General features: G+C 37.2%; 7 protein-coding genes. 1 reads left to right on the forward strand and 6 read right to left on the reverse strand.

Annotated features, from left to right (window positions below; translation table 11 throughout):
- Positions 1-478 precede the first annotated feature (478 nt).
- From AAC073_RS14875 to AAC073_RS14890, 4 genes are all read right to left on the reverse strand, one after another.
- The gene (locus AAC073_RS14875; protein WP_339924576.1) at positions 479-2,098 is read right to left on the reverse strand and encodes an ATP-dependent DNA ligase; all 1,620 of its coding nucleotides are present in this window, start codon (positions 2,096-2,098) and stop codon (positions 479-481) included.
- The gene (locus tag AAC073_RS14880) at positions 2,095-3,111 is read right to left on the reverse strand and encodes a ligase-associated DNA damage response exonuclease (RefSeq protein ID WP_339924577.1); all 1,017 of its coding nucleotides are present in this window, start codon (positions 3,109-3,111) and stop codon (positions 2,095-2,097) included. Before AAC073_RS14880 ends, AAC073_RS14875 begins: the two co-directional genes overlap by 4 nt.
- 71 nt (positions 3,112-3,182) lie before the next feature.
- Positions 3,183-3,623, reverse strand: a complete 441-nt coding sequence (locus AAC073_RS14885; RefSeq protein ID WP_339924578.1) for a response regulator — start codon at positions 3,621-3,623, stop codon at positions 3,183-3,185.
- A gap of 1 nt (position 3,624) precedes the next feature.
- Positions 3,625-7,776, reverse strand: coding sequence for a PAS domain S-box protein (locus AAC073_RS14890; RefSeq protein ID WP_339924579.1), 4,152 nt, complete (start codon positions 7,774-7,776; stop codon positions 3,625-3,627).
- Between the two features lie 592 nt (positions 7,777-8,368).
- On the opposite strand from AAC073_RS14890, the gene AAC073_RS14895 reads away from it, so the two are divergent.
- The gene (locus AAC073_RS14895; protein ID WP_339924580.1) at positions 8,369-8,818 is read left to right on the forward strand and encodes a KTSC domain-containing protein; all 450 of its coding nucleotides are present in this window, start codon (positions 8,369-8,371) and stop codon (positions 8,816-8,818) included.
- Between the two features lie 220 nt (positions 8,819-9,038).
- Here AAC073_RS14895 and AAC073_RS14900 read toward each other — a convergent pair whose 3' ends face one another.
- On the reverse strand, positions 9,039-10,241 hold the full coding sequence (locus AAC073_RS14900; protein WP_339924581.1) for a Gfo/Idh/MocA family oxidoreductase: 1,203 nt from the start codon (positions 10,239-10,241) through the stop codon (positions 9,039-9,041).
- 449 nt (positions 10,242-10,690) lie between these two features.
- Positions 10,691-12,124, reverse strand: a complete 1,434-nt coding sequence (locus AAC073_RS14905; RefSeq protein WP_339924582.1) for a pectate lyase — start codon at positions 12,122-12,124, stop codon at positions 10,691-10,693.
- Positions 12,125-12,601: the final 477 nt, after the last annotated feature.

Below are 12,601 nucleotides of genomic sequence, written 5' to 3' on the forward strand. Positions count from 1 at the left end.
TAGGATTTAAGTAGGTCTTGAAGCTTAGGTCATAGAAAGATGTAGCGTTGTAAACACGCATGATTTAAGCTTTGCTAATAGCCTTAATTTATGATGATTGACTTAAGATTATTGATGATTCTAAAAATTATTGTTTTCAATACCACATTTAATCCTATGCTTGAGTTTTTTTAAGAGGGTAAAACTAACCAGTCGTTTTGAGACAAAAAATTTTTCCAACAGTAATTTATCTTTGTTACGGACTTAAACATCTGCGAGATTTTCTGCTATTTTATTTGCCTCTGTTGGATTAATAGGTGGGTATAGATATAAAACCTTTATGCCTCCAGTAATTGTCCTGTTTTACAATTGTTTTTTACTCTTACTAACGTATTATTAAAAGCTACTCCTTTAAAAGGGTACATTGGATAGGTGGGGTATGCTAACGATTATAAACCTTTCAAAAATAAATAGCCTCAGCCACTGGCTTATTCATGACTTATTCGTACAATTTCAATAGCCTCTCAAGATCATCCAAAGTATTGGCTTCATTGGCAGGTTTATCTTTTCGCCACCTAAACATCCTTGGAAATCGCAGCGCTACTCCTGATTTATGGCGTGAGGACCTGGCAATCCCCTCAAAAGCAATTTCAAAAACCAATTCTGGTTTTACACTTCTTACTGGCCCAAAACGATCGATTGTATTCCGCTTGACAAAAGCATCCACCTGATTGATTTCCTTATCTGTTAATCCTGAATATGCCTTGGTAAAGGGAACCAATTCATCACCTTTCCATACGGCAAAAGTATAATCGGTATACAGGTTGGCTCTTCTGCCATGCCCTCTCATGGCGTACAATAAGACTGCATCGATCGTAAGGGGATCTACTTTCCATTTCCACCAATCTCCCTTTTTACGGCCTACTTTGTAGGTACCATTTTTGTGTTTTAGCATTAAACCTTCAGCATGGTGCTCTCGGGAATTGGCTCTTTCTTTTATCAATTCTTCCCAATTGCTAAATGCTACCAATGCAGAAATAAGCAATTTATCATCAGCTGACTCTTTTACCAACTTCTCTAATTTCCCTCTTCTATAGTGCATGGGTTTTTCTCGGATATCTATCCCATTATTTTCCAATAGATCGTAGGCAATCATAGTAACTGGGGCCTTTTTCAAAATGGCTTTACTCACATTTTTTCTTCCTATGCGACTTTGTAAAACATTAAACCCCAATGGTTGTCCATTTTCATAGGCGATGATCTCTCCGTCGATTACTGTCCCGTTGGGAAGTGCTTTGGTAAGCACTTCAAATTCAGGGAATTTATCGGTTACCAATTCTTCACCTCTAGACCATACAAACAATTGGTTTTCTCGAACGATAAGTTGCCCTCTTATGCCGTCCCATTTTCTTTCTGCCATCCACGCATCTGTATCACCTAATTCCTGCGGGGCTACTTCTATGGCATAGGCAAGATAAAAAGGGTAGGGTTGTGAAATTTTATCTGCGGGATCGGATGCGACGATTAATTGATGGTAGGTAGTGGTCACCGCTCTCCAATTGCCCATTAAGCGATGAGAAAGCGTGTTCTCCTCAATGCCACTGTGCTGGGCCAGGGCTCGCGTCATTAACTTTTGAGAAACCCCAACTCGCCAGCCACCGGTCATTAACTTGTTGAAAACAAAGCGTTCAGTTTCATCCATCTGATTCCATGCCCAAAGTACTTGTTCCTTTTTGGTAGGAAATGAATCATTGGATGATGGAGAAACTTGCTCTTCAAGGTTTTTTAAATCAATGATAAATTCAATCCATTCGCTTAGGCTTTTATCATGCCTGCTTTCCAGGTTTGGGTGCATTAATGCCAAGGTTTCAGCCAAGTCACCTACAATGTGATAAGATTCTTCAAATAGCCATAAAGGAACATTGGCAGCTGATGCCGACCATTCTCTTAATAAGGCTGTTCTTACACTTCTCTTTGGTTTGCGATGACTTAAAATGGCAATGGTCCACAACTTATCCGAATCACTGGCCTCATTAAAATAATTCACCAAAGCAGCTACCTTTTTCAAAGTTTTGGTGGTTTGGTCCAGCTGTGTAAAAAGATGAACAAAGTTTTTCATTCTACATCTGTTTTTTCTGTGGATTCTAAAAGTTCTCCTTCAAATTCGGTAGCCTCAATTTGTGTATCTATACCCTGGTCATTTAACCATTTACTGAAAATATTGGTGTATCCATGCGTTACAATTACTTTTTCGCATCCTGTGGCTTTGATGGCTATATTTAAGCCGTCCCAATCTGCATGGTCGGACAATACAAACCCTCTATCTACGGACCGCCTTCTTCTGGGGCCTCTCATTTTCATCCAGCCGGAAGCAATTCCTACCTCAAATGGTTGAAACTTTTTTTGCCAAGATGTTCCTAAGGCGGAAGGAGGTGCAATTACCAAAGCGCCTTTAAAGTCCTTTTTATTCATTTCGGGCGTTACATAGGTCGTTTCATTTAAGCTAACACCCATATTTCGGATAATCTCGTTTGTTTTTTCTATGGCCCCATGCGTAAATATTCTACCAATGGAAGGATCAACTCCCTGAATTAAACGCTGGGCTTTCCCCAATGAATAGCCCGTCAGAATGGTTACCTTGTCTTCATCTTTGTTTTTTCTCCACCAATTGTTAATGTCTTCAAAAACTTCTTTCTGATCCTGCCATTTGAATACAGGCAAGCCGAAGGTGCATTCTGTAATAAATGTATGACATTCTATGGGCTCAAAAGGAGTTGAAAACCCATCATTTTCCAACTTGTAATCACCTGAAGCCACCCAAACCTCCCCTTTATAGGCGACACGCACTTGAGCAGAACCGATAATATGTCCGGCAGGATAGAAGCTGAATTCCACACCATTTATGGTTTTTTTGCTTAGGTATTCCATCGACTCTATATGAATGTCTGCACCCAGGCGGTGTTGGATTATGGGTTTAGACAGGTGATGGCACAGGTAAAATTTATTGCCCCAACGAGAGTGGTCTGCGTGAGCATGGGTAATGATGGCATAGTCTACCGGTTTCCATGGGTCGATATATACATTTGCTCTTTGGCAAAAAATACCTTTTTCAGTGAATTGCAATAGAGACATAATTCAATAACAGGTGTTGGAGAAATAAGATAGATTATGGCTATAAGTATGCGTTGGATTTCCCGCTGCTTTTATTTGGCTAATATCGATAATTGCAACCAAAATTGCTCTATTTTTAGAATGGCATCTAAAAACTCATCCACATTTAGAGGTTTTTTTACATAGCTGTTGCAGTGATTTTGGTAGGCTTTATTTATGTCTTTTTGATTGGTAGAAGTAGTTAACATAATTACAGGTGTTTTTTTGAGAATTGGATCCTCTTTAATTTGCTTCAATACCTCATGACCGTTATAAATGGGGATATTAATATCCAAGAGGATCAAGTCAGGTTTTTTCGATTTGTTTTTTGTTCCCCGCTCAAAAAGGTAATCAAGGGCTTCTTGCCCATTCTTTGCAATATTGATCTCTGCTTTTATTTTGAGTTCTTCAAAAGCTTCCAGAATGAGTACAATATCTCCTTCATTGTCTTCTACCAAAAGAATGTTGGCTAATTTTATTTCTTTATTATCCATTTCAAATGGTTTTTAAAATTGTAAAATAAAATATTGTTCCTTCCTCAGGAACAGACTCTAACCAAATTCGCCCTCCTAAAAGTTCTACGTGTCTTTTAGCAATAGAAAGTCCTATTCCTGTGCCCGAATCTTTTTCTTTGTTTTGGAGTCTTTGAAAGATGATAAATATTTTGTCATAGAATTGAGAATCGATTCCTACCCCATTGTCTTTGATAGAAAATCGCCATTCTTTTTCATTTTCTTCAGCACCAATCTCAATTATAGGAGGGGTGTTTTTTCTGGAATAAATAAGGGCATTGTCTATTAGGCAATGGATTATTTGTACTATTGCCGCCTTATGCGTAACTAGGGTTGGGAGGTTATTGTTAATGATTTTGGCAGATTTTTCTGAAATAAGTTTTCTTCTAAGTTTTTGAAATTCTAAAAGTAATTCATTTAAATTAACTTTTTCTTTTCCTTCAGTTAGCCTTTTTGCTCTCGAGTACTGTAAAAGGTCAAGAATAATTTGTTTCATTCTCTTGGCACCATCTGTAGCATAATGGATGTATTGGTTTCCCTTTTCATCCAATTGACCTCCATATTTTCGCTTTAACAAATCCATGAAGCTCGCAATCATTCTCAAGGGTTCCTGTAGATCATGAGAAGCAATAAAAGCAAATTGTTCAAGCTCCTCGTTTGAGCGTTCAAGTTCATGTGTATATTGTTTTATCAACTCCTCGTTTTTGACTTCATTCGTAATGTCTGATGAAATACCAATGATTCCAGATAAATTATTATTTTCATCAAAAATTGGATCATTTGTAATTTTTGCAGTAAAAATAACTCCCTCCTTATTTCGCACTTTAAATTTTCCAGACCACCTTTGTCCGTTCCTTAGCTTATCCATTATCTGATGGGCTTGGGCTTCATTAGTTTGGGGAGTAGTTAGGTGCATAATATTATTGCCTATTGCTTCTTCTAGGGTCCATCCATAAATACTTTCAGCGGCTTTGTTCCAATATTTAACAACTCCATCTAGGTTGGTTGCTATAGCTGCCTGGCCGATAGTACTTAATAATTTAGCTTTGAACCTATTGTCTTCTTCTGATTTTTTATGCGCTGTAACATCTAATATTATTGCCAAATATCTATTGGTGTTGCCATCTGACACCAATTGTAAATGTACTTCCACGGGATATAGGGATCCATTTTTCCGTTTGTGGTAGGTGAAAAATTCAATTTTTTCTTTTTCTTTGTTCACTAAAGGAGAAACTAGTAGTTTAAATGTAGGTGCCGTATAGGAGGGCTTGAGATCTAGTGGTGTTAAAGTTTTTATTTCGCTACTGGAATAGCCCAAGTTAAGAAGTGCTCCTTTATTGACATAAGTGAATTTAAATGTTTCTTCATCAAATATATAAATTTCATTTAGGCTGTTTTCTATAGTAATCAATAAACTATTTCTTTCTTCTTCTACTTTTTTTCTTTCATCAATATTCTGAAAACTGCCATAAACTCTTGTACAGACATCATCGACAAATTCAGCTTTTGCAGTGGTTCGAACCCAAATTTCTTTATTTCTAGCAGTTACAATAATCGCTTCGATGTCATAGGGTTCTCTCGTAGAAATACACTTCTCAAAATATGACTGTGCCATTTGACGAAAATCGTCTCTGTAAAAATTGATGGCGGATTCCACATTTGGCACAAATGTATTGGGGTCTGTTCCGTACAACTGGTGAACCTCCTCTGACCAGAAGACAGTTTGATTTATTACATCCACTTCCCAACTGCCAATTTTGGCAAGTCTACCGACTTGAAGGTTTAATTCTCTCAGTTTCTTTTCTTCTGTAATGTCTTTGGCAACAGCGTACACTACTCCATGCTCTGGGGCTGAGGTAGCTGTCCAGCTCAACCATACTAGTTTACCCTGCTTTGTAACATATCGGTTTTCAAAATTTTGGGGATTTCCTGAACTGTACAATTCCCTTTGTTTTTCAATTGTTAATAGCTGATCTTCCTCATGTACAAAGGATTTAAGCGGCCGGGAATACATTTCTTCCAATGTATATCCCAGCAATTTTAGGCCAGCAGGGTTGATGCGTTTTATATAGCCATCAAAATCAGCCACACAAATAACATCGGGACTAAAATCAAAAATCTGAGCCAATTCGACTGCTATTTTTTTTCGGTTTAGTTCAGATCCTATAGTTGACTCTAATTTTTCAAATACTTTTAAAAGTAGGGTCAGGTTAGATTTGTATTTTTCTGTTCCCATCAATAGTACCCCAACAACCTCTTCTCTATGTTTTAAAGGTACTCCCATCATGGCTTTTATTCCTGCTTTTTTTGCAGCCGCTTTTCTTTTGAAGAAACGCCATTCTTTATCTCCTTCTTCCCATATTTCTGTTATACTGTTTTCCCAAACATAGCCAGATATCGCTTCACCTAAAACGAAGGCATCTAAGTTCTTGGCTGCAAGATAAAAGGCACCTCCGGCCTTGCTTTCTACATAATTTGTTACAAGATTAATTGTTTTTGAACCAATAGCAGGGAGCCACACTTCTACGAAGGTAAAATCACCAAACTTAGCAATTAGTTTGCACAACATGTCCAGGCATGTTTTTAAGTCACTGTCAATTGATTGATTGAAAATATCACCTATCTTACTAATAAGCTCATTTTCCAGCTCTTTGGTTTTTTGCTCAGTCACGTCCCGCTGAATGGTAATCCAGTGGGTAAAAAGTCCTTTTTCATTTGCAACAGGAGTGACGGTAAAGTCTATCCAGAATTCTTCTCCATTTTTTTTGTAGTTAATGGTAGTTATTTCACAGGATTCCCAATTTTTTAACGCATTTCTTAATTTTTCTATATCTTCTTTGCTGGTATTAGCTCCATGCAGGAATCCGGTTGTTTTTCCAATTACTTCTGCTACTTCATAACCCGTCATCTTAGTAAAAGCCTCATTGGCATAAATAATTCTAGGTCCTGAATCATCTTGTGCTTGTGCTTCTGTAATTAAAATGGCATCATTCGTATGGGTGACGACACTTTCAAGCAGTTTTAGTTTTTCTTCTTCCTCTTTTTGACTGGTGATGTCTCTGAAATTATCTACAATACCCTTTACGGAAGGATCATGAAGCAAATTGGTGATGACTGGTTCAACCCATCTCCACGAACCATTTTTATGTTTTACCCTAGCAGTGTGGCCCTTCATAGAAATTCCTGGGTGGTTTATGCAGCGTTCCAAAGCTTTTTCTGAATCCTCTAAATCTTCAGGGTGTATTAATTCTTTGAAGTCTATATTCATTGCTTCAGAGGGAGAATAACCTAGAATATTAATAATTGATCCTGATACATAGCTTGTCTTGCCTTCAGGAGAGATGATAATGACACAATCCAAGCTGTTTTTAAATAGAGACTCATACCTTTTTTGGCTTAGTTCAAGTTTTTCTTCCTGCTCAATTTTCTCTTTTGCATCTCTAGTAACACAATACATGAGCTTTGTATTGGCATCCCACCTGATAGACCAATGATTGTAAGCAACACCACCATTTTTTTTCTTGTATCGATTGACGAAAGATTTTGTGTCTTGACCAGATAAAATAGCAGCTGCTTCTATGGTACTTTTTGTTACATCTTCTTCTATAATTAAATCATGGTAGGCTTTACCTATTAATTCTTCTGGTAAATATCCCCACAATTTTGTGGCAGCAGCACTAACATACACAAAATCTCCCTTCTCATTAATTGTACAAAAAACATCTAAGGAGGCATCTATCAATTGGTTGGCTTCAGATTTTCGCTTCACTAAACGAGTAATGTTTTTTGATTGGCAGGCAACTGCAAAAATTTGATTATCGTCTCCCCTTATAGGTTCGAAAGTAGTTTGACCATATTGCGTTTCAGCCGTCTTTGGATTGAAAAAATGCTCTTCTATTTCCAAATATTCTCCTTTTAGCGCCCTAATGTAGTAGGCTTTCCATTTTGAGTAATAATCCTCACTAAATCCTTCGATAAATATAGAACTATTCAATTTAACCTCAACACCGCTGATTTCTTTCAACAGACCGATATAAGCCTTATTGGCAAAAATTAAATTGAAGTCCTGGTTAACCATCCAATACAGCTCTTTACTTTGATCCAGAAAAACATTCGATAATTGTTCTTTCTTCATAATAAGAAAAAATTGTTTGAGTAATAATTGAAACTTTTTATAATAAAGTGATTTTAAGATTCGAACAACTTAAATTCCATTTCCCCAAGTTCTTTTTCGAAAATAGATTATTGTTTTTGAAAAATGAATTTTATGAGAATAAGGTTTGATGTTTATTAATTCCTTATTAAAACTATCAATTTTTTAAGCTTTGAGCACGTTTAAAAAATAGGTTTATAAACTTTCTTTTTCGTCTTTAAATTGAAACTTAATGAGAAACGCTGACAAGAATATTTGATAAACCGATTTAAAATTCAAATTATAATCTTTTTCACACTCATAATTTTTTCACCATTGATCGTAATTACATCATATTTGATCAATTTTTTTTAATATTTTAAAAACAATGGATTGAAAATAATACTTTTTTACCTTCCTCTTGTTATTTACTACTAGAAATTCATGCTGATTTACCTGTCAATCTCATAAAGAATTTAAATCCTTGTAGTTTTATAGCTATTATTAAAATTTCAATGGTTCTAATAAAGTTTTGATCTGATAGTAATTAAAGGAAAATTAAGCCGTACTTTTGTGGCCGAAAATAAAAAGTCCGATGAAGCGCATAAATGAATACAAAAAACTCTTTGGGGTTGAAAAGGAAATCGAATTGACGACCTTGAAAAAGAAATACCGCGATTTAGTGAAAGAGTGGCATCCTGATAAATTTTTAGAAGGCGATGCCTTACAAGCTGAAGCAGAAATACAAAGTCGTAGGGTCATTGATGGTTACCATTTTTTGGTGAGCATAGCGCCTGAGACCATTGCCAGTAATCTAGAAAACTACACTGAAACGATTAATGTAGCTGGTATTGCTGATTATAAACACAAAGGTTTATTATTGGAAATCACCTTTCATGATGGATCTACTTACGAATACTTTGGTGTGACAAAGCAAGTCTATCAAAAGATGATTAATAGCGATAAACTAAATCGTTTTGCCAAACGAAATATTTATCCAAAGTATGTCTATAGAAAAACCAAGAAGAGTTTGGAAACAGCATAAAGCCCTCGATTAAAAGAAGCTTTATTTTTTAATGAAGTTTGACTGTTAAGTAATCCTTTAGTCACATTTTGAGCGCAGTAAATCTGAATCATCTTGATCAGATTTACTGCGCTTTTTTTTAAAATGCTTTTTCATAAGACTTGCCATTAATCATAATGGGCAAATGGTAATACCATGCAATGCTACTAAACAGTTTTATTTTTTTAATCCTAAACTTTTATCAATGCAATTGAATAACCCTGCCTTCTTCTGCTGATTGGTAGGCTGCATAAATAACGTTCACCACATCGACTGCCAAATCAATACCTGAACGGGGCGCTTTGTTTTCATGAATGGAATGAACAAAATCCTCTATCTCTAGAGAGAATCCCCTAAACCAGTCTTCATCACAACTTGGACGGTTCCAGCCTGCTTTGGTCTCTAATTTCTCTGTGAAGTTTTCGCTCTCAAATGTTCTCGGATCTACGGCATAGGTTTCAATAACGTCATTGGAAGTCATATTGGCTTTGATCACACCATCCGTCATATAGGCGGTTACCTTTGTATTAAGTCCTCCAAGTCCTACATCACTTACAATGACCGTTGCCCTGGATCCATCATCAAATCTAATCACAACATTGGCCCAGTCCTCTACATCAACAGGGTCAGAGCTAATCCATTGATGGGCATTGGCTTTCCGTGCGTTTTCGGAGGCATCGGTATGAATGAGGTCGGCAGTATCAGCCATTACAGCAACTGGAAGAATACTTTTCCCTCTACGTTGTTGTCCTTCCCATTGTTTTAAGTAAAGACAAGCACCTACAGCGTGTGCTCCCATTCTTAGCAAAGCTCCTCCGCCCATGTATTTCCACTCTTTGGAAAACACGGAATTAGAACCGGAATGATTTTCCTCTGCCCTTAATTCAAGCACAGATCCCTTAGATGCGGCAATCAGATTGCGCATTTTTACAATAGGAGGGGCGTAAACCCAATTTTCCGCATAGCAAAACAGCACCTTGTTGGCTCTAACAGCCTCTCTTACTGCCTCCGCATTTTTTCTTGCCCCCTCTCTCATTTTTGATCGCGCTACGTGGAGACCAATAGGCTCAGGATCTCCAGGCGCTCCAAAATATCCCGTAAGCGGTTTCTCCATTATAATGTGTTTGCCTGCCTTAGCTGCTTTAATTGCAATCTCATGATGTGATGCTGGAGGAGTGCAGATATCAATGACATCAATGTCCTCCCGTGCTAGCAGTTCGTCCAGATTGGTCGTCACAAAGGAAACGCCAATGTCATTGGCATAAGCTTCAGCACTTTTTTGGGTCAAGGAACAGACAGCTCTAATTTCGACCAGAACGGGAGTTAAACTCATGTAATTTGCATGATGCATGCGCGCACCATATCGTGCACCTACCATCCCTATACCTAGTGTTTTTTTAGTCATTTGATGCAAATATTTTTTATTGTTTTCTAATTTATTGGTAAGTAATAGTATTCCTTTTACTAGGAAAAGTATCACTGTGATTGCAATACTAAACTAAGGGATTTTTACTGTTTATAAAAGGGCCTGAATTATTAATAGGTTGTCTTACCGGCAATAGGATTGAGCTTATCAGAATGTAAAATTTCATAAATTTTGGCCTAAGTGCTTTGGATAAGCAATTATTTTATTACCCCTTAGTTCTAAGGTCTTATTATTAATCTGAGTTCGATTTAGAATTGTCCTAAAAAACGGCTATTTCGGCACAGCGAACCCTTTTGATGTGGTTTCTGAGTTGGGAAAGGGTGTGGCAGTGCAGCCTTGCTGGGAATTTCCACGGCTTTCTCCACTAAAAACCTTCCTTAAGCCTACCAATGACGATTTTTTCATGATAATGGGTTGAATTCAGTTTATTAGAATTTATCGAGCTGCTTGCCCAAGGAGATGTACTCAGAAAGTGTGGCAATATTTTCATTGAAAACGGCGCTGCTTATTCGATCCATTGTTAAATATTGGCCATTCCAACGTTCTCCTCTAGGCATTGTTTTCTTGAATTTATCATTTTTTGTGACCCATGCGCCAGATTTTTCCTGCTCCTTGATTATTTTTTTTACCTTAGAAGTAATTTCATTTAAACGCATTGAAATTTCTTCTTTTGATACCAATAGATTCTCTGCTTTCCACAATTCTTCATTTCCCACTTTTAATGCCTTTTCATATCGTAGCGTACTCTTTTTAAGTAGGGATTGCAAATTAGATTGGTAACCATATCCTGTTCGTCGTTCAGGATGTAGGTCTTCAATATTGTCTACGCGAATTCTAGGGCGATCATAATAAAGTGGCTTATTTGTTCCCAGTTCTACAAACCGTGCCCACTTTCCATTTTCCATTCTTATCTCTCGAAGCCACCTCAAAGCATCTGGTATTGGTTCCAGTATTGTTGCGTTACCAAATACCAGGTATAAATCAATCAGGGTATTGATATTGTTAAGCGTTACGGAAGGACAAACTGCTGCTGGTTCAAAGGTACGGGCCCAGGCAGGTTGTAGAAACTCGTTGTATTGTTGTGCCCAACCTGGTTGTGGGGGAGGAAGTTGGGAAATATTCATGAATCTGGCCGCCTTACGTAAGCTTTTTTCAATGGCTTCATCATTGGGGTAATATTGATAAGCTTCCATCATGACACGGATACAATCATTAATTCCTCCATCGTTAAAAGTTGCGTAATCATGGTAGTTTCCTTGTTCGGGATACTTATGGGGCCAGCCACCATTGCTTAGTTGCGTGTGCATCATCATTTTCAATGCCCTTTGGGTGGCAGCATTGATAAGACTGTCTTCAAGTTCTTGATCCAAGGCCATTAAGAAACTGACGGCAGATTGGGTTTGATTGTCATCGAAACTTACTTTGTCATTGTCTAGTTTCTGAAAGTTGATTGTGTGGTCCCAACCACCATTTATGTTTTGACCGCGAATCAAAGCATAGGCCGCTTCTTTGGCAAATTCCAGCGCTTTTTTATCACCCGTTGCCCGATAGGCACGTAAAAAGGATTGACCTACTGCGGGAGTTCCTGGAGGCTGAACTTCGATAGTTTGATCGTCTAAGGGCACTTCTCCCCATTTCAACGATAAATCGGGGGTTACAAAATAAACATAACCGCCTTGGGTGTTAATGGTCTGAAAAAAGGCCACTCCTTTTCTCAATGAAGCAGCTACTTTATTGTTCAAATCAACCCTTTCTGCTTGGCTCAAGCTATTGTTTTGCGCAAAGGCTGCTGAAATGCCAACCAGGGCCATTAGCCCAAAAATGGTACAATAGCCAAGCAATTCTCTTCCTTTGAAAGTCATATAAGGGTTTATTTAAGGTTAATTCTATGGCTAATAAACGAAAATTGCTGTATTTTATCAAATGGAAATTAAGGAAACAAAGAATTTTATTCGGTAATGTTAAATTCATGAATTGACCTGATGTTTTGGGTAAACCCAAGCCATAGCTATTTCGCTCTTCTAATTTAGAAGTTATAAATAAATAGAAATTAATCTATCTGGCTAGTTTACAGTATTGTGTATCTAATACTTATCTTCCCTTTGCAAGGTCTTGCTTAGTTCTAAATACTGGGAAAATTTTTAATGGGATTTGACCAATTGTTTATTTAAAGAAATAGTTAGAAATTATTAGCCTATTTCCGTTAGGAGAAATTAACGGATTGATGATTTGGTTAAAACCCTCGATGGGTAAATCTTTTATGAGGCTTCCAGCTAAGCAGGAGGCTATTTATAAATAAAATTCTTTACCAAATTTCAATGTTTTAATCAATTAACCTT

Origin of the sequence: uncultured Cyclobacterium sp. (assembly GCF_963977555.1) — a bacterium.
Lineage (GTDB): Bacteria > Bacteroidota > Bacteroidia > Cytophagales > Cyclobacteriaceae > Cyclobacterium.